Consider the following 19,398-nt stretch of genomic DNA (forward strand, 5'->3'; position numbering starts at 1 on the left):
GTAGAACTCATTCCGCCATCTTCGCGCCAGGCGTCTGCCGTAACGGGTTCATTTGGACGGCCAGTTGCACGCGAATCGGCCGCTCACAGCGGCGAATCATCACCGGGCGGATGGATGGTAAGCCTCAGGACAATTGGAGCAGGCTTCGACCCGTCTCGATGATCGTCTCCTGGACTGAGCGTGGCGTCCAGCCCAGCACGGCCCGAGCTTTGGCGTTACTGATCTGCTTCCGTTTCCCGAGTTCAGGGACCATCGGCCGCAGCTGCGGCCGAAATCGTGCCAACCCGCGGACCAGCCAGGACGGCAGCTGCCGGGTCGGAACCTTGCGGGCTTCCGGTCCTAGGCCCGACCGGAGCATCATGGCGATCTCGTGCATCGTGACCGGTGAACCGCCGACCACGATGAACCGCTCACCGGCCGCCCGCGGATTGGTCATGGCCCGTAGGTGAGCATCGACGACGTCGCGGACATCGACTACTCCAAACGCAAGGTTGGGCGTGCCGGGCAGAGCGCCGTCCAAGAGCTGTTTGATCAGGCCGAGCGATCCCGAGTAGTCCGGGCCCAGTGCCGGGCCGAAGATCCCGGTCGGGTTGATCACCGCCAGGTCCGGGCCTCCGTTGGCGGCGACGAAGTCCCATGCCGCTCGCTCGGCGATCGCTTTCGACGCAATATAGGCAGGCTGGCCCTTCGGGTCGGTCCAGTCTTGCTCGGTATAGATCCCCCCGTTGGTCGTCGGGCTGTAGCCGACCGCGGCGAACGATGACGTGAGAACGACCCGATCCACGCCGGCATCCCGGGCAGCGGCCAGCACGCGGATCGCTCCGTCCCGCGCCGGCCGGACGAGTTGTTCGGGATCGTCCGGCGCGACTGACGGGAACGGCGATGCGACATGGAGGACTGCTTGGCAGCCAGCTGCCGCTGCCGGCCAGCCGTCGTCCTTGGTCAGATCTGCTGACACGATTTCCAGCCGGCCAATCGCTGCACCATGCCCGGCAAGAAGGTGGCGCAGCTCGTCGGCACGACTCAAGTTGCGCACGGTCGTTCGCACCTCATAGCCGTCGTCGAGCAGTCGGAGCACCGCATACCCGCCCACGAACCCTGTCCCACCGGTAACCAAGATTCGGTGCATCAGAACTCACCCCACAATTCCTCAGCAGCCTGGACTGTCTCCCGGGTGGCGGCCGCCTCCGCGGCAGGGTCGTCACTGACCCGCGCCTGCCACAGACCGACCTTCGACAGCACGTACCGCCGCCGTCTTTGGAGCGCGGCCATCTCCTGATCCAAGCGCACCACCTGCTCGCCGAAGAGCGCGACGAGCCGCTCCGCGTCCCCGTGCTCAACCCCCAGGAGATAGGCCCTCATGTCGTCGATGCCCAGACCGCTGGCACGCAAGCATGCCAACGCCTCAAGACGCTCCACCAACTCCATCGGATACCGGCGGTGACGGCTCGATGGATCCCGCGGCACTCGAGGAATCAGACCGACCCGCTCGTAGTAGCGCAGCGTCGGCTCGCTGAATCCAGTGCGCCGCGCAACCTCCTGAATACTCACTGAAGCCCTACCTGTATCGGTCACCCCGCCATCATGAAAAACCTCAAGCGCTTCAAGTCAACTCGCGAACGTCCCCGAGATACGCAGCACGGAGCGAGCCATCCACCCGCAACCGAACACGACGAGTCAGATACCCCGCCGATAACCTCGCCCGGAGCGACTGCGGCTGCGAATGCCGATTGATAACAGACCGCAGGTGTAGGAACGCAGGCCCTCTGCAGCTCTAGCCCGACACATTGGTTAGGCTTGCCTAACTTAATGTTGGCCAACTCGTACGGAGGCGCTCTATGACATCGCTCGTCAACCCAACGATTCTCGAGGTGGACACCGAGTTCGCCGGCATCGCGGATGAGTTAACGAGGCGAGGGTTCCTTGCGGGCGGTCTCGGTTCGGCCGCCCTACTCGGGCTGGCGGCCTGCGGCTCATCCGACAGCGAGTCCAGCACTGCCCCCAGCGGCGCAGGCACCCGTCAGGTGAACACCATCCACGGGAAGGTAGACGTCCCGTCCGATCCCAAACGAGTCGTCGCAGTCAGTTTCATCGGAACGGCTAACCTGCTCGACCTCGGAGTGACGCCGGTCGGCGGCACCACGGGAGGCGTGGAGTTCCTGCCCGACTACAAGGCCAGGCTCGCCGCGATGCCGCTGGTTGCCGACTCCTCCGGCAAGGTCGATCTCGAGGCGATCGCCGCGCTGCACCCCGACCTGATCGTCGGCTCGGATTGGGCGAGTGGCTCACCGGCTCTGCTCCCCTACACCAAGCTGCGCGAGATTGCCCCGACCGCCGTCTTCGAGCAGGCACCATCGGTCGGCAATTGGACTGACCAGGCGCACGGCTATGCCGATGCCGTCAACAAGATCGAGGCACTCGAGCCGCTGCGTCAGAAGTTCCTCGCCGTGCAAGAGCGGATCCGCACCACCTACGCCGACCTGCTCCAAACCCTGCGCTGGGAGATCATCAACGCCGGAGACGATGGCTGGTACCGCTACTCGACCAGCGCCTCGCACTGCAAGGTCCTCGCGGGCGCAGGATTCCGCTTCACCGACGCCGCCGCGGCACAAGAAACCGCCTTCGCCCAGCTATCCAACGAGCAACTCGGACAGCTGCGGCCAGCCTCTGCCATCGGCCTGGGCCGGTCGGTCAACACGAGCTGGGACAAGTCCCTGACCGGACAGAAACTGTTCCAGCGCCTCCCCGCTGTCAAGAACGACCACCTCACCCGGCTCAAGTGGTTCTTCCCCAGCAGCTACGGAACCGCGAGGGCCCTTCTCACCCAGATTGAGCCGATCCTGACCACATGGAACAACGCCCGCTGAACTGAACTCCGTCTCGCTCACGGCGCCTCTCTGATCAGCGGGACCGTCGCACCCACAACGATCGAGTCGAGCACGCGTGGTCCGGACCACCGGTAGATAGGGAAGGTCACAACCGCGATCGCCGGCAAAGCAGCCAGGACCCGAGGTCCCCGACGCCCGATCACGGGCGACGGCATCGTCTCATCGGGGTGCTCTGTCGAGCACGTCGGCCAGCTCTGGTGAGCACAAGGACGAGGACAGCGCCGGGCACCACAACGACCAGGGCGACAGCCGCAACAACGATCAACTCGGCCAGTCCCAGCCCAACCGCCTCTGGTGGCAGCGCGACTGCCATCGGAACTCCGTTCGATCGGCAACATCGGATCCGACAATCGGATCCGACGATGATGCCGCCGCCACGGGTCATGGTGGTGATCTCGACGGCCGGGATCCAAGCGGTCCGCCCATTCAGGGGCTCGATAGCATCCAGAATTGATCAATGTGACGGCTGCGCCTGAGGACAAGATGACCAAGACTGAATCCGGACCGGTAGTGCCGCTCGGCCAGCTTTCGCATCCGCAGGCACCACCGACTGGCGGCACGTTCACCGCAGCCGACACTTGGCCGCGGATTCTTCCGCGCCGCCTCAGCCGTCTCGCCGCGATCTACTGCGTCGACACCGCTGACCCGGTGATCGGCCTCAGCTACGACGACGGCCCACATCCGGAACACACGCCGCGGATCCTCGATCTGCTGGCCGAACGCGGACTTCATGCGTCGTTCTACGTGCTGTCCCGCCATGTCAGACAGTTCCCCGACGTCGCCCGGCGCATCGTGGCCGACGGTCACGAGATCCAGCTGCACGGAGACACCCACGACTCGCTCCTGACCATGAGTGTGCCGGAGGCCGTACGACGGATGCGGCGTGCCCGCACCGAGGTCGAGGACGTCATCGGACGGGAGATCACCTGGTTCCGGCCGCCGTACGGCGCCCACACCGCGCCCCAGGTTGCCGCCATCCGAGCGGTCCTCGGTCTCCCGACGGTCGTCTGGTCGTCCGACGCCAAGGACTGGATCGACGATGAGATCGGCGCGATCGTGGACCGTGCCCTGGCCGGGGTGTTCAGCGGCGGCGTCCTGCTCCTGCACGACAACCGCGGCGATCCACACACGCTGCGTGCCGGTGAACGTCTGCCGAATTTCGACAAGGCGGCAGTGCTGGCCGGCGTACTCGATCGGTTCGCCGCGCAGGGCCTTGCCGTGCGTACGGTCGGCGAGCTCATCAGCAGCTATCCACCAGTCCGCCGGGTCGCACCGATACGAGCGCCGCGGAGGCTGTGACTTCCCGATCGCTCGGTGCCGATCATTCCAGACCAGGAAGGTCCCGCTGCACGACCATGGTGAAGATCATGGAGGCGTTGCCCGGCGTGTCCGCCTGCCAGCGAACGACGTTCTGTCGGCCGCCGACCGAGGTCACGCCGGAATTCTTCAGGAGGCTGGAGTACGGCCTGTTCGAGGCGTCCGACGTCCCGCTCTTCAGGTCGGTACGTGCCGCGGCCGCATACCTGCTCGCGGTCCCCGGGGATGACCAGGCCGTGCACACGACAGCTCTCGGCGTCGCACTCGCGCTGGCAGGCCGGGCGATTCCGGCCGCAAGCTCGGTCATCCCGGACGACGTCACCGTGGAGCCGGAGACGAAGTAGGCGGTCACCACGTCGCCGAGACATCCGGCCAACGCGCTGGTGAGAGCATCGTCGGCCAGCGTCGCCCCGTCCGGATCACCGGCCCGATCCAGGTCGGCGCCGGTGCCACCGATGATCACGTCGGAACCGTCGGGGCGGACCTTGGCGAGTTGGATTCCGTAGGTTGCCGTCACCGACGGCGCAGTCAGCGCACCGGCAGCAGATTTCCAACCCAGCTTGGTCAACCGGCTGGTCACCTGCCTACCGTCCTGACCGCCGGCAACGACGGTGAGAGCCCTCGGCGGCTGGCCGGCCGAGATCGCGTACGACTCCCCCGCCACATCGATGCCGGTGTCATCGCGGAGCGGCTTTCCCATCGAACTGAGCGAGGAAGCGCCGAATCCCAGGAGCGGTCCGAATCCCTCGGCGGGGCTGTCTCCGGTGAGTTTGGTCAGCCCGGCAGTGTCGTCGTAGTAGACGCCGTTCCGGTTCGCGGCAGTGTCGGAGATCCGGGCCAATGCGGATTTGAGTCCGGTATCCGACCCCGGCGCCGGCTTGTGATCACCTGTCGGGCTGGCGTGCGAACACGCACCCAGGACCAAGATCAACACGGTCGCGAGCGCAGTAACCCCCAAGCGCGACCTGCTCTCCGAACTCGGCATCGCCCGATGCTAGCGATCTGGCGGTTCATGCCCCCGACCATGACGGCACCGAATTTCGTTCTGGTCACCGAACCCGGATGCTGATGTGGTGCCGGCTTCTGTGACGACGCTGAGTGAGGTCGGGGCCTGCTGGGGGTCAATACCGATGGTCGAGCACCTGACATCTGTCACACGATTTGGATGACCCGGGTGACTGGCGGTCAGCCGCCCGCAACGGAAAGGTTTCGGGCATGTCATTTGTGCAGCCGGTCGGTGCGGATGCGCACCGGGCCCAGGCCGGGATCCCGCCGGCAGTGCGGCTCGACGCCGTACACAAGTCGTTCGGTTCGGTCCATGCCGTACAGGGAATCGACCTGACCGTCCGCTCCGGCGAGGTGCTCGCTTTCCTGGGGCCCAACGGCGCGGGCAAAACGACCACGATCGACATGATTCTCGGGCTGAGCCAACCGGACCAGGGTGAGGTCCAGGTGTACGGGATGAATCCGCACCAGGCGATCTCCCGCGGGTTGGTATCGGCCGTGATGCAGACCGGTGGCCTGCTGAAAGACTTCACCGTCGCCGAGATCCTGCGTTACACCGCCAGCGTCTTCGCCGTCTCCGAGTCGATCGACTCGGTCATGCAGCGCGCCGGCATCACCGGCATCGCCAACAATCTGGTCGGCAAGTGCTCCGGCGGTGAGCAGCAGCGGGTGCGTTTCGCCATGGCGCTGCTCTCCGATCCTGAACTGCTGCTGCTCGACGAGCCGACCGCCGGGATGGACGTCGAAGGGCGCCGGGCGTTCTGGCAGGCGATCCGCGACGATGTCGGCAAGGGCCGCACGGTGATCTTCGCGACCCACTACCTCGAGGAGGCCGAGCGATATGCCGACCGGGTCGTGCTGGTCAGCAGGGGCCGGATCGTTGCGGACGGTACGTCCGCCCAGATCAAGGCGATGGCGTCAGGTCGTACGGTCTCGGCCACGGTCCCCGACCTGACGGACGAGCTGCTCCGCAGCATTCCGGCCGCCGACAGCGTGGAGGTGCAGGGTGAACGGCTGATCGTCACCTCCTCCGACACCGACAAGGTCGCACGCCATCTGCTCACCCAGACGGGTGCCCATGATCTTGAAATCGCTGCCCGCGGGCTGGAGGACGCGTTCATCGCACTGACCTCCGACGACGCCGTACCGACCGGTCAGCACAACGACCACCAGCAAGGAGAAGCACGATGAGCGCACCGGCCGTACCGAACCTTGATCGTCGCGGACCGGCCGCCGGAGGATTCAACCCAACGCTGCTCAAGCTCGAGGTCCGCCGGCTGCTGCGCAACAAGCGCACCGCGCTGTTCTCGATCTTGCTCCCGGTCGCGTTCTACATCATCTTCGGGCTGCTGCAGAACTACGGTGACGAGCGGTACGGCACCGGCAATGTCTCTGCCTACATAGCGATCAGCATGGCCCTGTACGGCTCCGCTCTGGCCACCACTGCCGGCGGCGGGATGGTCTCGATCGAGCGCGCCCAGGGCTGGTCGCGGCAACTGCGGCTCACTCCGCTCTCCCCTGTCGCCTACGTGCTGCTCAAGGCGATCACTGCGATGACGCTCGGCCTCGCCTCAGTGCTTGCCGTCTACATCGTCGCGCTGGTCACCGGCAAAGCCAGCATGCCGGTCTCGGCCTGGATCATCTCCGGGCTGACGGTCTGGATCGGCTCGCTGATCTTCGCCGCGTTCGGCCTGTTCATGGGCTACCTGCTGCCGACCGAGAACGTCATGCAGCTGCTCTCCTTCGTGCTGGTGATGTTCGCCTTCGCCGGCGGCCTGTTCATCCCGATCACCCGTGGCAGCGGCTTTGATCACTTCGCCCAGTTCACCCCGATGTACGGGATCAACTATCTCGGCCGGGCCGCCCTGCAGGGCACGCCGTTCAGCTGGGTCTGGATCGTCAACGCCGTCGTCTGGCTGGCGATCTTCGTTGCCGGCGCGGTCTGGAGATTCCGCAAGGACACCGCCCGCGTCTGATCGGGAGGATCTCCATTGTTGGCAGCCGGCAGGCGACACTCGGTCGGGTGTCGGACGGACGGCACCGTGGTCGCCGTCGGCAACGGTGCCGCCGGCGAATGCCGTGTCGAGGAATGGGAAGGCGTCGTCGCCGTTGCGGCAGGCAACGTCCACACCGCCTCCAACACCGGACGATCACATACGGTGGGACTCCGGGCCGACGGCACCGTCCTGGCGGCAGGCTGGAACGGCGACGGGCAGTGCGACATCGGCGCCTGGCAGGACATCGCCGCCATCGCCGCCGGGTGGCGGCGCACCCTCGGGTTGCGCACCGATGGCACGGTCCTCGCCGCCGGCCGCGGCTCGGAAGGACAGTGCGCCGTTCAGCCCTGGCGCGAGATCGTTGCAATCGCCTGCGGCGACTGGCATTCCGTCGGTGTCCGGGCCGACGGCTCGGCCGTCGCGGTCGGCAACAACCTGCGCCGACAGTGCGCCGTCGAGGAGTGGCGCAACATCAGCGCGGTGGCAGCCGGATATCTGCACACCCTCGGGCTCGGCGTCGATGGTCGCGTATGCAGCGCAGGTGATCATCGAATCGGTGCTTGCGATGTCGAGGACTGGACAAGGGTGGTGGCAGTGACCGCTGGGAGCTATCACAGCGTCGCCGTCACGGCATCCGGGCACGTTCTCGCCGCCGGCGACAACAATTACGGACAGTGCGACGTCGCGGGGTGGCGCAACATCGTTGCGGTGGCGGCCGGCTCCACACACACCCTCGGTCTGCGTGCCGACGGCACTGTGGTCGCTGCCGGAAACAACAGCGATTCGCAGTGCGCAGTCGATTCCTGGTCAGGGATCCGGACCTGACGGTCTCACCTGGGCTACCTGCTCACCTCGACTACCTGGCGGTCAGGAACTCCCGCGCCGACAGCGGCCGGTTGACGATCCGGGTGTCGCCGACGCTGCCGAGGAAGACGATGTCGATGGAACCGGCGTACTCGTGGCCGCCCAGCAGCCACGGTAGTCCGAGTGTTGTCAGGCCGACCGACAGTCGACTGGGGTTGTCGACGACCGGAGCCCCGTCGACGTACAGCCGGGTGTGCCGTCCGTCGTTGACCACCGCCAGATGCCACCACCTGATCTCCACCAGGCCGTGGCCCCAGTTGGTCGTCGGATAGGTGTTGTTGAGCGAATAGTGGTTCCACTGCGGTTCGCGGCCGTTGTTGGAGATCGCGAACTGGACCACCGGCTCGTCCGGATCGGTGTTCTCGCCGTGCTTACCGGCGGCCGACGCAGAACCCCGCCGGGTGAGGATCGACGCCCAGCCGTTATTGCCGGCGTCCCAGCCAACGGGATCATCACGAAGGTCTCGAACGTGTACCCGGCCTTGAAGGTCGCTGCGTTGAGCGGGGCCTTGTCGGCGGTCGTCAGATAGCTGCCGTGCACCGGGTTCCTGCCCCCGACGAATTTCAGGCTGGCATGTCCGGGCTGGTCCGGGTGATGGTCGTCGGACCAGGTCAACGCATCGCTCGCGGTGCCCGGAACGGTCACCACCGTCAGGTCGTTGCGCTTGCCCGACAGGTCCTTGATCGTCTGTCCTGCCGAGAGTGACGTACCGGATGCCCCCTGCCCGTCGAAGCGCCAGTACGCCAGCGTGCCCGGCACCAGCTCCTTGCCGGCCGGCCGTGCAGGCCGAGCCGGCACGGGGATGAAGCTGGAGAAGCGCTGCTCGAAGTCGATCGCGACCGAGAAGTCGTCCACCGGCCCGGTGACCCGGGACAGCTCCCCGGCCAGCTCGTTGCGCGATCCCGGTTCCTGGGCGAGGATCCACGGGTTGATGGTCTCGACGTCGATCATGGTGCGATCAAGATCGAAGTGGTAGAGCCTCAGCATCGCACCGCCACCGAAGTAGCGGTTCTGGTAGTTCGTGATGTGCAGGTGCACGTCGTTGCCGGCGGCGTTCTTCTTCGTCGTCCGGCCCGGCGGCCAGTAGTGGCCGCTGAGAGTCAGGAACACCTGATCATTGTCGTTGATCAACTTGTCCCACATCGCCTGGCCGTTGTCCTGGAAGATCGCGTTGTCCTCCGGATCGCCGGACTCGTACGGGTAGACGTTGTCGTCGTACGGCGATGCGACGATGTCGTGGGAGGTGACGATCACCGGCAGCTTCGGGTAGGACTTGATGATCTTGTTCGCCCAGGCGTAACCGGCATCAGTGGTCCGCCAGTCCAGCGCCAGCAGCAGCCATGAGCGGCCGGCCGCCTGGAAGACGTGCGCGGTGTTGTAACCGCTGGAGTCGGCGCCGACGAATGTCCTGCTGTGCTGGAAACGCTGCGGGCCCATGGTCTGCAAATAGGGGGTGTCGCCGCGGGTGTCGTCACCGGTCACGTCGTGGTTGCCGGCGAGCACGCTGTACGCGACCCCGTGCGAGTCCAGGATCGCGAACGCCTTGTCGATCTCGGCGAACGACGACGCATCGGCGTCCTCGGTCAGGTCGCCCAGGTGTGCCATGAAGACGATGTTGTTGTCGGGGTCTCCGCTGTTGTCGATGATGTAGCGGAAGGACTCCTCCTGCGGCTGCCGATTGACACTGTCCTGGCTGCCCCAGTACAGGAACTGGGTGTCCGGCATCACCGCCAGGGTGAACTGCTGAGCGACCGGGTCCGGCGTCCACTTTCCGATCTTGCCGCCACCGGCGGACGAGGCGCTCCTGCCGGACACGTCGGCGAACGCGGGCACTCCGCCGACCGCCGTCTCACCGACGACCGCAGCCGTCCCGGCGGCGGCCAAGGCCGCGCCGCGCAGGAATCCGCGGCGATCATGACCCTTCCCGCGATCGTGTCCCTTCCGGAGATCGTGGCCCTTCCGGAGATCGTGGCCGGTCGGTGCTGCCGACGTCTCGTTGGCGCTCGTGTCGGCGTCGTCGTACGTGCTCATGGTGCCTCTCGGGTCGACGGATTGACGCGGCACTGACGCTAGCCACCGGTTGTGTACAGCTCGGCGGACTTCGGATGACAATCGAAGATCGATAGCCTGACCCGATGTGAACACCAGTTTGTGGTCGACCCACCTCGACGACCTGTTGCGCCGGACGGCTTCCTCGGATCCGACGCCCGGAGGCGGATCCGTCGCCGCGATTGCCGGGGCGCTCGGGGTCGGACTGATCCAGATGGCGATCAACGTCACGGCAGACCCGTCCCTTGATGACTTCGGCAGCAGACTCCAAGCTCTTCGGGAGCGGATCGTTCCGGCCGCCGACGGCGATGTCGAGGATTTCTCGGCGCTGATGGCCGCCTATCGCCTGCCCCGGACCGACGACGTCCAGCGCGCCGAACGAAAGCGAACGATCGAGGAGGCGACCGTTGCGGCGACCAGACGTCCGCTGGAGTTGGTGGAGACCTTCGCCGAGGCCGTGGGACTGTCCCACGAGGTGGAACCACTGGTGAAGAAGACGGTCGTCAGCGACGTCCAGGCGGGACGCGACCTCGTCCTGGGCTCGGCCCGGGCCGCTCTGCGGACCGCGGACATCAACATCGCCGGCCTGCTGCGCCTCGACTCCGACTCGGCCGCCGGGTTGCAGGACCGCCGGACCTCGGTGACCTCGCGATTGGAGATTCCGGCGTGACCGCCCGAGTGCTCGACCCGTCCCCGATCGCGGCCGAATACCGCAGAGCGACACGCGACACTGTCGCCCGGCTGACGACCCCGGAGCGCAGACTGCGGATCGTCGGGCTGCTCGGACAGCGCAAGGGGCCGGCGGCGACCTACGCCCGCTACGCCCGGCGGGGCTGCGAGGAGGTCGGCATCGAACTCGATGTCCGGCACGTCAAGCCGCACGAGGTCGAGGCCACGATCGCCGGCGCCAACATCGACCCGACAGTGGACGGCATCTTCCTCTATTACCCGCTCACCGATCCGGGTGGCGACCGGTGGCTGCGGGAACTCGTCGATCCGCGCAAGGACGTCGAAGGGCTGCACTCCTTCTGGAGCCGGTTGTTGTACGAGAACCAGCGGTTCCTGGACCCGGAGGGCACCGTCCGCGCGATCCTGCCGTGCACTCCGCTGGCGATCCTGAAGTTGCTGCAGCACGCAGGAATGCGAGGCCGCCGCGGCGACGCACCGCTGGAGGGTGTGACCGCCTGCGTGATCAACCGCAGCGAGCTCGTCGGCCGCCCGCTGGCCGCGATGCTCGCCAACGACGGTGCACGAGTGCATTCGCTGGACATCACCGGTGCGGTCACCTTCGAGCCGGCGATCGGCCGGCACAAGCATGACGTCCGCGATTCTGGCATCAACCGGGCGACGGCGCTCGCCGCCGCCGACGTGGTGATCTCGGCAGTCCCGACCCCCACCTTCGAGCGGATCCGCGGCGACGAGATCCGCGCGGGCGCCATCTGCGTCGACGTTGCCGAATACAGCAACTACGAGGAGTCCGTACTGGACCGGGCCAGCGTCTTCGTACCGCGCGTCGGCCCGCTCACGATCGCGATGGCGGCCCGCAACCTGACCCGCCTGGTGGCGGCGCGTACGGCCGCCGCTCCCGGCGAACGCGTCGACCGCTGATCAGCGGCGCAGCGAAGCCCGGACCTCTCCGGCCAGCCGTACCGCGGCCTCGATCTCGACCTTCCGGGTCGAGACGCTCTCGACGTTGAAGCCGACCGGGACGTCGAGCCGCCGACAATAGGCCAGCATGTCGAGCGCCATCGCGCGCACCTGGTCGTACGACGCCGCCAACGTGTCGTCGCTCCGAGTGAGATCGCGCTGGATCCAGCGCGGCACCTGAACTCCCAACCAGGTCAGGAATTCCAACGTCTTGACCGAGCCGCAGACCGACAGGGTGAACGCGATCGGCCGTGGGCTGATGCCTCGAGCGTCGCACTCGTCGCGGTAGTCACAGACGAGATTCTTGGCCGCGTTCACGTCGTACAGGACCTGACTGACGAAGAACGAGCAACCGGCCGCCTGCTTGTCGAGCATCCGCAGATGCTCGTCGCCCCGGGCAGCGTGTCGCTCCGGAATCACGACGGCCCCGATCGTCAGGTCCGGTTGTACGGCCTCGCGCAGGGCGTAGGCGCGTTTCAGTGAGGTCAGCCCCGGATTGACGCTCGAGGAGGAGCCGACGAGCACCGACAGCACCCGGTCGGTCGGCTGCTCGGCGAGCCAGGCTTCGAAACTCGGCTCCGGGTACTTCCCGACGGACCGGTAGACGATCGTCGGCTTCTGCCAGCCGCCCAGCGGGCCGGACAGGTAGTCGGCCAGGTAGTGGGCCGGATCGACCGTCGGCAGGAATGGGAACGGCCGCGCATCCGGGTTGCGGTCGTTCTCCTCGGCGATGTCGTACAAGATCACGCCGTCGGGATCGAGGGACTCCAACCGGCGCAGCGTCGATTCGGCGATCGTCTCCAGGCGCTCGGGTTTCGTCGAAGCCCGCGGTGGAGTGATCGCGAACAGGAGGAATTCGCCCCGTCCGTCACGAAGGTGCTGTCGCAGATCCACGAGGCGACGCTACCGTCTGGCGGGCCTGGGGCGGTCGAACCGGGTGACGAGTGTTCCGCGGAACGGGAATTCGCGATCGCGATGCCCTGTTGCGACCCTCATGAGCCAGAAGCCGATCAAAGTCCCCGGTCCGGATCACCCGATCACTGTCACGCCGTCCCCGGATCATGTCACGGCAATCGTCGCCGGCCGGACCATCGCGGAGTCGACGTCGACGCTGGCGTTGGCGGAGGCGAGCTATCCGGTCGTCCATTACTTCCCTCGGGCCGATGTGGACATGACCGCTCTGGAGCGGACCGACCACAAGACCTACTGCCCGTACAAGGGTGACGCCTCCTACTTCAGCATCCGTACGGCCGACGGCCTGCTGGAGAACGCGGTCTGGACCTACGAGCAACCGCATGACGCGCTCGCGGAGATCGACGAGTACGTGGCCTTCTATACCGACCGGGTGGACGTGGTCTCCACGCCGGTGGACTGATCCGCCAGCGGCTTCAGTCAGCCCCAACCGGATCGGCAGCGCCGCGGACGCAATGGCCGTCGAGGCGGACAGCTTTCAGGCAGGTTGCGGGGTGAAGCCGGCACCGGCTAACCGACTCTTCGCCTCGAGATACAACGCCGGGTCGAGGGGCCCCTTCAGCAGGGCATTGATGTTGTCCCGCAGGTGATCCGGATCGGCTGTGCCGACGATCGTGGTGTCAAGATCGGCATGGGAGAAGGTGAAGCGCAGAATGAACTCCTGGCGGGATTCGCCATCGAGCAGATCGTCGATCCCCGCGCTCAGCCAGCGGTCCCAGTACACGCCCTCTCCCTTGCCCGGATCGCCCTTGGCAGCCCCTCCGCGGATCACGGTGCCGGCGCCGGCCTCGGACGCCTCGGTGATCACATCCTCGTGGTCGCGCTCCAGCGCCGAATAGGGAATCTGGAAGACGTCGAACACGCCGAGCTCGATCTGTTCGGGAAGGTTGGGCAGGGTGCCCGACACGCCGAGGAAGCGCACCTTGCCCTCGTCCTTGAGCTTCTGCAGTTCCTCGAGCGCGCCGTGCTCCTCCAGCTGTTGCCGGGACGGGCTGGCGTGGAACTGGACGACGTCGAGGTAGTCCGTTCTGATCCGGCGCAGGCTCTGCTCGACTCCGGCCCGGACGTTCTCTGCGGTGAAGACATGCGGATTGCGCCCGTTCGGTGCCGGCGGAGGTTCGCCCGGCAACGCCCAGCACGCGCACTTGGAGGCGAGGTAGTACTCAGAGCGCCGGCCGGCGATGGAGCGACCGATCCGCTCCTCGCTCAGCCCGTAGTCGACCGACGTATCGATGTAGTTGATGCCGGAGTCCAGGACGGCGTTCAGGATGCGCTCGGACTGGTCCTCGGAGATGTCGCGTCCGCGCGGCATACCGCGCAACTCCATCGCGCCGTAGCCGAGGGTCGTCACCTGGAGACCGGTACGGCCGAGTTCTCGCTTCGGTAGGTCAGGCACTGATACCTCACAGAGTCGAAGGGTGGAGAGGTGCTCATCATGATCATCTTCGCGTTGCTTGCCGGAAGACAAGTACCTGCTGCCTGCGGCCTCTGCCGGCACTGTTACGCTCCCCCACCACATGTGAGAATTTCTGCTCGTGAAGGCGGTACGGTGCCCAAACTTCTGATCATCAACGGCAGCGTCCGAGAGGGGCGCGTCGGCCTGCCCATCGGCGAGTGGGTCCGGACGGCGGCTGAGGCCGACGGCCGCTTCACCGTCGACTATGCCGATCTCGCCGAAGTGCGATTGCCGCTGATGGACGAACCCAATCATCCCCGGATGAAGAAGTACACACGCGCCCACACGATCGCCTGGAGCGAGCGGGTCGAGGCCGCCGACGCCTTCCTGCTGATCTTCCCGGAGTACAACTACAGCTACTCGGCGCCGATCAAGAACGCCTTGGACTACCTGCACACCGAGTGGGATCGCAAGCCGGTCGGCTTGGTCAACTGGGGCGGCAATTCTGGCGGCACCCGCGCCCAGGTCGCGCTGCGGCCGGTGGTGACCGCACTCGGCATGGTGCTCACCAAGGGCAACATCGAGATCAACTTCCCCCAGAAGCAGGTCAACGACGATGGCGAATTCGAGCCGAACGAGCAGCAGGCCACCGTGCTGTCGCTGCAACTGGATGAGTTCGTCAAGCTCGATGCCGCACTGAAGCCATTGCGGTGATCATCGGTCGTCGACCAGCCGCTGGAGCAGATTGTCGAAGCGGGCCAGGTCGGCGGGCGACAGCCGGCCCAGCGAGTCCGCAAGCACCTCGTCGACCACTACCTGCGCCCGCTGACGGAGTTCGCCGCCCTTCGCCGTGATCTTCGGCCGGATCGCCCGGCCCGGACCCGGTACGCGTTCCAGCAGCCCGCGGTCGATCATCCGGCGCGCCAGGGTCCCGAAGGCCTGATCCGACTGGAATGTGAGGACGGCCAGATCATGCAGGGATGCACCGGGATTCTCAGACAGGTGACGGAGGGCATCCCATTGCACCAGAGAGATCCCCAGCGGCGCGAGCGCGCTGTCGATCGCCCGGTGATGCTGGGACTGCAGTCGCTTGATGTCGAGACCGATGCGGGATGGTGAACGCGTCATGGCAATGATTCTAGGTCTGAATCAGCTTGCTTATATCAACATGTTTATATAGAGTCCTCGGTATGACCGCACGCACCGCAACGATTCCCCTCGACCAGACCACCGTTCCCGTCACGATCACCGAGTACGGCCCTGCCGACGCGAGCCCTCCCGTGCTGTTCCTGCACGGCGGAGCCGGCCCGCAATCCTTCGACGCTTTCGCCCGCAGCTTCGCCGAGACCCACAACGCGCGGGTGATCATTCCCACCCATCCCGGTTTCGCCGGCACCGAAAGACACCCGGCTCTGAACACGATCACTGATCTCGCCCGGCTCTACGTCGCACTGCTCGAGCACGAGCGGCTCGACAACCCGGTCGTGGTCGGCAACTCGGTAGGCGGCTGGATCGCAGCAGAGATCGCGGCCCTCACCTCTGCCACCCTGTCCCGATTGGTCGTCGTCGATGCCGCCGGTCTGGCCGTTGCCGACCATCCGGTGCCCGACGTGTTCGCTCTCGACTTCGGTCAGATCGCCGAGCTCAGCTATGCCGACCCGGACCGCTTCCGGGTCGATCCGACGACTCTGCCGCCGGCCGTTCGCGCTGCGATGGCGGCCGGGATGCAGGCGCTCCACGACTACGCCGGTGCCGAGATGGCCGACCCGACGCTGACTGATCGGCTTGCGAAGATCACCGTCCCGACCCTCGTGGTCTGGGGAGATCATGATCGGATGATCGACCCGGAGATCGGAAAGGCCTATGCCGCGTCGATTCCCGGTGCCAGGTTCGAATTGATCAGCGACACCGGGCACCTGCCGCAACTGGAGGCGCCGCGAACCTTCGCGGCCCTCCTCGGCGACTTCATCGCTGCACCGGAAGGCTCCCGCCGCTAGCTAGTCGACGGCTATCCTCGCCGTCTGTGGGATTCACCCGAGCCGAGTTGGAGAGCCATCGCGACGAGTCGATCCCCGATCTTGTCGGGCCGGGTCTGAAGCTGCTGTTCGTCGGCATCAACCCCGGTCTGTGGACGGCGGCGGTCCAGACCCCGTTCGCCCATCCGGGAAACCGGTTCTACCCCGCCCTCCGCCGGGCCGGGATCATCGATCGCGGGATCGATCCGGCAGCCGGCTTCACCGATTCCGATCGAACGTATCTGATCGAGCGTGGGATCGGTAACACCAATCTGGTCAACCGGGCCACCGCCCGTGCCGATGAGCTGACCAGGGAGGAGTTGCGGGCCGGCGCCGTACGGCTGCGGACATTCGTCGCGACGCACCGCCCGAGGGTCGTGGCCATGGCCGGAATCACTGCCTACCGGACCGCCTTCGGCGCGCGGTCGGCCAAACTGGGCCGGCAGCCCGAGCCGCTGGAGGGGGCCGAGCTGTGGATCGTACCGAACCCGTCTGGACTCAATGCGCACGAGACCATCGATTCGCTGGCCGCCAAGTACGCCGAAGCCGCGCGTGCGGCCGGACTGCTGTGAGCTGCCGTTTCGGCAGTGTGCTGTGATGGGGCCCATGACCTCTGCCAGCCTCGACTATCCGGTCGCCGAGCACGTCCTGGACAACGGGCTCCGGGTGATCGCCAGTCCTGATCACGCGACCGGCTCGGTCGCGGTCAATCTCTGGTACGACGTCGGCTCCCGGCACGAGGAGGAAGGCCGGACGGGTTTCGCCCACCTTTTCGAGCACCTGATGTTCCAGGGCTCGGCCAACGTCAAGAGCTCGGAGCATTTCGCGCTGTTGCAGCCTGCCGGCGCCACCGTGAACGCGACCACCTGGTTCGACCGGACCAACTATTTCGAGGCGTTGCCGGCCGGCGGCCTGGATCTGGCGCTCTGGCTCGAGGCGGACCGGATGGGCAGCCTGCTGGCGGCGCTGACGGCTGAGAATTTCGAGAATCAGCGCGAGGTCGTCAAGGAAGAGAAGCGGCAGCGCTACGACAACGTCCCGTACGGCGATGTGATGGAGCGGATCCTGGACCAGGTCTTCCCCACAGGCCATCCCTACCGGCACACCGTGATCGGCTCGATGGACGACCTCAACGCGGCCGGTGTCGAAGACGCCCGGGAGTTCTTCCGTCGCTTCTACATGCCCAACAACGCTGTGCTGTCGATCGTCGGTGACGTCGATCCCGAGACCGCTTTCGCCAAGGCGGCACAGTATTTCGACATCGTCCCGGCCGCCGACCGGCCGGAGAAGTTGATCACCGACCCGCTGCCACCGCTGACCGGCCTGCCGCGGATCGAGACCACCCAGGACGTGCCCAGCGAGGCCGTCTACCTGACCTGGCGGCTGCCGGCTGACCGCGCGCCGGGCTTCGACGCTCTTGATCTCGGCTTCGGAGTGCTGGGACAGGGCCAGAGCTCCCGGCTGATCAAGAGCCTGGTCCGCGGCCGGGAGATCGCCGAATCAGCGTACGCGAGTGCGATGGGACTGGTCGGCGGGAATTCGCTCGGCATGGTCGGTGCGCGGGCCCGAGCCGGTACGACCCCGGAGGAGCTGGAGGACGCGCTGCTGTCCGAGATCGACCGGCTGGCCGACGAGCCGCCCACCAGCGCCGAGGTGGAACGGGCCAAGGCCCAGACCGAGCGGCACTGGATGCAGGAACTGGCCCGGATCGACTCCCGTGCCGATCAGCTGAGCGGTTTCGCCACCCTCTACGACGACCCGCAGCTGATCAACACCCGGTTCGCCGAGGTCGAGGCGATCACGCCCGAAGAGGTGTCCGCGGCGGTCGCCGAGTGGTTCACACCCGAGCGGCGCGCGTCGCTGATCTACCGGAAGGAAGGCCGATGAGCCAGCCCAACGCCTTCGCGCCCGGCCCGCGACCGCACATCGCCGAGCCCGGGCCCTGGAGCTTCCCGACACCCCGTCGGGCCACTCTCGACAACGGTCTGGAGGTGGTCAGCTACGACCTGCCAGGCCAGCACGTGATCTCGGCCAGTCTGGTGCTCGATGTGCCGTTGGCCGCCGAGCCGCGTGAACTGGAAGGGGTCGCCACGATCACCTGCCGGACCCTGGACGAGGGCACCGCCAAGCACAGCACCGACGAATTCGCCGAGCTGCTCGAGACGGCCGGCGCCGGATTCGGCCTCGATGTGAGCTCGGCCGGGCTACAGCTGATCCTCGACGTGCCCTCGCGGCGGCTGGACGCAGCACTCGACCTCTTCGCCGAGGCGGTCACCATCCCCGCACTGGCCGGACCGGACATCGATCGGCAGGTGCAGCTGCGGCTGGCCGAGATCGGCCAGGCCCGTGCCAATCCCAGCCAGGCCGCCGCGATCGCCTTCCGCCGTACGGTCTTCGCAGCCGGCACCCGTTACGCCCGGATGAACGACGGCGAGCCGGACACCGTCGCAGCGGTCGACGCCGAAGCCGCACAGAGCTTCCACCATGATCATTTCGGCCCGCGTGGCAGCAAGCTGATCCTGGCAGGTGAACTCCCCGACACGGTGCAATCCCTGGTGGAGCAGCATTTCGGAGTCTGGAGCGGTGATCATCAGCGGGCAGTTGATCATCGCCCGCCGGAGCCGGGCGCCCGCCGATCGGTGATCGTGCACCGGCCGGGCGCAGTCCAGGCCGACCTGCAGTTCGGCGGTTTCGGCATCGATCGTACGGATCCTCGCTGGGCCGACATCAGCGTCGCCTCCTACATCATGGGCGGTGCCTTCCTGTCCCGGCTCAACGGCGTGCTGCGCGAGGAGCTCGGCTACACCTACGGTGTCCGGATGGGCTTCAACCCGCTGCGCTCCGGCGGCACCTTCTCGGTCTCGGGATCCTTCCGGACCGAGGTCATCGGTGACGCCTTGACCCGGGCGCGCGACCTGCTGTCGATCAAGGACCAGCCCTTCACCCCGGCCGAGGTCAAGGACGCCGTGACCTACTTCGCCGGAGTCTCCCCGCTGCGGTACGCCACCGCCGACGGAGTCGCCGATCAGGCAGCGATCCAGGCGCTGGCCGTACTGCCCGACGACTACCTGGACCAGCGGCTGGCCAGGCTTCGCGACGTCACCCCGGAATCGGCGGCTGCCGCGTACGAATCCTTGGTCGACCCCGACCAGCTGACGCTGGCCGTCGCCGGCGACGCCGACAAGATCGCCGAGCCGTTGCGACAGGCGCGCTTCGCCGACATCGAGATCATCGACCTGGAAGGCTGA

20 protein-coding genes are annotated in these 19,398 nt (G+C 66.6%); 13 read left to right on the plus strand and 7 right to left on the minus strand.

Annotated features, from left to right (window positions below; all coding sequences use genetic code 11):
• Nucleotides 1–124 precede the first annotated feature (124 nt).
• Together IEY07_RS06630 and IEY07_RS06635 are read right to left on the minus strand one after the other, a co-directional pair.
• Nucleotides 125–1,129 (minus strand): NAD-dependent epimerase/dehydratase family protein, encoded by a 1,005-nt coding sequence (locus IEY07_RS06630; protein WP_188894346.1) that lies wholly within the window; start codon nt 1,127–1,129, stop codon nt 125–127.
• A complete protein-coding gene (locus IEY07_RS06635) occupies nt 1,129–1,551 on the minus strand; it encodes a MerR family transcriptional regulator (RefSeq protein ID WP_229669777.1) in 423 nt (140 codons plus the stop codon). The genes IEY07_RS06630 and IEY07_RS06635 overlap by 1 nt, the downstream gene beginning before the upstream one ends.
• Before the next feature lie 287 nt (nt 1,552–1,838).
• On the opposite strand from IEY07_RS06635, the gene IEY07_RS06640 reads away from it, so the two are divergent.
• Both IEY07_RS06640 and IEY07_RS06645 read left to right on the plus strand, forming a co-directional pair.
• Nucleotides 1,839–2,867, plus strand: a complete 1,029-nt coding sequence (locus IEY07_RS06640; RefSeq protein ID WP_188894348.1) for an ABC transporter substrate-binding protein — start codon at nt 1,839–1,841, stop codon at nt 2,865–2,867.
• 480 nt (nt 2,868–3,347) lie between these two features.
• The gene (locus tag IEY07_RS06645; protein ID WP_188894349.1) at nt 3,348–4,187 is read left to right on the plus strand and encodes a polysaccharide deacetylase family protein; all 840 of its coding nucleotides are present in this window, start codon (nt 3,348–3,350) and stop codon (nt 4,185–4,187) included.
• A 22-nt stretch (nt 4,188–4,209) separates the two neighbouring features.
• Here IEY07_RS06645 and IEY07_RS06650 read toward each other — a convergent pair whose 3' ends face one another.
• Nucleotides 4,210–5,190 (minus strand): hypothetical protein, encoded by a 981-nt coding sequence (locus tag IEY07_RS06650; protein ID WP_188894350.1) that lies wholly within the window; start codon nt 5,188–5,190, stop codon nt 4,210–4,212.
• Between the two features lie 230 nt (nt 5,191–5,420).
• Between IEY07_RS06650 and IEY07_RS06655 the strand changes: the two genes are divergently transcribed.
• The 3 genes from IEY07_RS06655 to IEY07_RS06665 are packed head-to-tail and all read left to right on the plus strand — an operon-like array spanning nt 5,421 to nt 8,032.
• Nucleotides 5,421–6,401 (plus strand): ABC transporter ATP-binding protein, encoded by a 981-nt coding sequence (locus IEY07_RS06655; protein ID WP_188894351.1) that lies wholly within the window; start codon nt 5,421–5,423, stop codon nt 6,399–6,401.
• Nucleotides 6,398–7,186 carry an ABC transporter permease gene (locus IEY07_RS06660; protein ID WP_188894352.1) on the plus strand — a complete coding sequence of 263 codons (789 nt, stop codon included), beginning with the start codon at nt 6,398–6,400 and terminating at the stop codon, nt 7,184–7,186. The genes IEY07_RS06655 and IEY07_RS06660 overlap by 4 nt, the downstream gene beginning before the upstream one ends.
• An 18-nt stretch (nt 7,187–7,204) precedes the next feature.
• On the plus strand, nt 7,205–8,032 hold the full coding sequence (locus tag IEY07_RS06665; RefSeq protein ID WP_229669778.1) for an RCC1 domain-containing protein: 828 nt from the start codon (nt 7,205–7,207) through the stop codon (nt 8,030–8,032).
• Between the two features lie 31 nt (nt 8,033–8,063).
• Here IEY07_RS06665 and IEY07_RS24545 read toward each other — a convergent pair whose 3' ends face one another.
• Nucleotides 8,064–8,996, minus strand: coding sequence for a LamG-like jellyroll fold domain-containing protein (locus IEY07_RS24545; RefSeq protein WP_308422922.1), 933 nt, complete (start codon nt 8,994–8,996; stop codon nt 8,064–8,066).
• 1,212 nt (nt 8,997–10,208) lie between these two features.
• Here IEY07_RS24545 and IEY07_RS06675 point away from each other — a divergent pair.
• Nucleotides 10,209–10,790 (plus strand): cyclodeaminase/cyclohydrolase family protein, encoded by a 582-nt coding sequence (locus IEY07_RS06675; protein WP_188894354.1) that lies wholly within the window; start codon nt 10,209–10,211, stop codon nt 10,788–10,790.
• Nucleotides 10,787–11,728, plus strand: a complete 942-nt coding sequence (locus tag IEY07_RS06680; RefSeq protein ID WP_188894355.1) for a bifunctional methylenetetrahydrofolate dehydrogenase/methenyltetrahydrofolate cyclohydrolase — start codon at nt 10,787–10,789, stop codon at nt 11,726–11,728. Before IEY07_RS06675 ends, IEY07_RS06680 begins: the two co-directional genes overlap by 4 nt.
• On the opposite strand, the gene IEY07_RS06685 is transcribed toward IEY07_RS06680, so the two are convergent.
• Nucleotides 11,729–12,661, minus strand: coding sequence for a methylenetetrahydrofolate reductase (locus tag IEY07_RS06685; RefSeq protein WP_188894356.1), 933 nt, complete (start codon nt 12,659–12,661; stop codon nt 11,729–11,731).
• A gap of 100 nt (nt 12,662–12,761) precedes the next feature.
• Between IEY07_RS06685 and IEY07_RS06690 the strand changes: the two genes are divergently transcribed.
• Nucleotides 12,762–13,142, plus strand: a complete 381-nt coding sequence (locus IEY07_RS06690) for a DUF427 domain-containing protein (protein WP_188894357.1) — start codon at nt 12,762–12,764, stop codon at nt 13,140–13,142.
• A 75-nt stretch (nt 13,143–13,217) separates the two neighbouring features.
• Here the strand turns inward: IEY07_RS06690 and IEY07_RS06695 are convergent, their stop codons facing one another.
• On the minus strand, nt 13,218–14,135 hold the full coding sequence (locus tag IEY07_RS06695) for an aldo/keto reductase (RefSeq protein ID WP_229669780.1): 918 nt from the start codon (nt 14,133–14,135) through the stop codon (nt 13,218–13,220).
• Between the two features lie 153 nt (nt 14,136–14,288).
• Between IEY07_RS06695 and IEY07_RS06700 the strand changes: the two genes are divergently transcribed.
• Nucleotides 14,289–14,849, plus strand: coding sequence for an NADPH-dependent FMN reductase (locus IEY07_RS06700; RefSeq protein ID WP_188894359.1), 561 nt, complete (start codon nt 14,289–14,291; stop codon nt 14,847–14,849).
• Here the strand turns inward: IEY07_RS06700 and IEY07_RS06705 are convergent, their stop codons facing one another.
• Nucleotides 14,850–15,263, minus strand: coding sequence for a MarR family winged helix-turn-helix transcriptional regulator (locus tag IEY07_RS06705; protein WP_188894360.1), 414 nt, complete (start codon nt 15,261–15,263; stop codon nt 14,850–14,852).
• A 62-nt stretch (nt 15,264–15,325) separates the two neighbouring features.
• Between IEY07_RS06705 and IEY07_RS06710 the strand changes: the two genes are divergently transcribed.
• Genes IEY07_RS06710 through IEY07_RS06725 form a run of 4 tightly spaced genes read left to right on the plus strand, consistent with a single transcriptional unit; the run spans nt 15,326 to nt 19,398 of the window.
• Nucleotides 15,326–16,132 carry an alpha/beta fold hydrolase gene (locus IEY07_RS06710; protein WP_188894361.1) on the plus strand — a complete coding sequence of 269 codons (807 nt, stop codon included), beginning with the start codon at nt 15,326–15,328 and terminating at the stop codon, nt 16,130–16,132.
• A gap of 26 nt (nt 16,133–16,158) precedes the next feature.
• A complete protein-coding gene (locus IEY07_RS06715; protein ID WP_188894362.1) occupies nt 16,159–16,722 on the plus strand; it encodes a mismatch-specific DNA-glycosylase in 564 nt (187 codons plus the stop codon).
• Between the two features lie 34 nt (nt 16,723–16,756).
• Nucleotides 16,757–18,037, plus strand: a complete 1,281-nt coding sequence (locus IEY07_RS06720) for a M16 family metallopeptidase (RefSeq protein ID WP_188894363.1) — start codon at nt 16,757–16,759, stop codon at nt 18,035–18,037.
• The gene (locus tag IEY07_RS06725; protein WP_188894364.1) at nt 18,034–19,398 is read left to right on the plus strand and encodes a M16 family metallopeptidase; all 1,365 of its coding nucleotides are present in this window, start codon (nt 18,034–18,036) and stop codon (nt 19,396–19,398) included. Before IEY07_RS06720 ends, IEY07_RS06725 begins: the two co-directional genes overlap by 4 nt.

The sequence above is a fragment of the Microlunatus endophyticus genome (assembly GCF_014646195.1).
In the GTDB taxonomy this organism is placed as follows: domain Bacteria; phylum Actinomycetota; class Actinomycetes; order Propionibacteriales; family Propionibacteriaceae; genus Microlunatus; species Microlunatus endophyticus.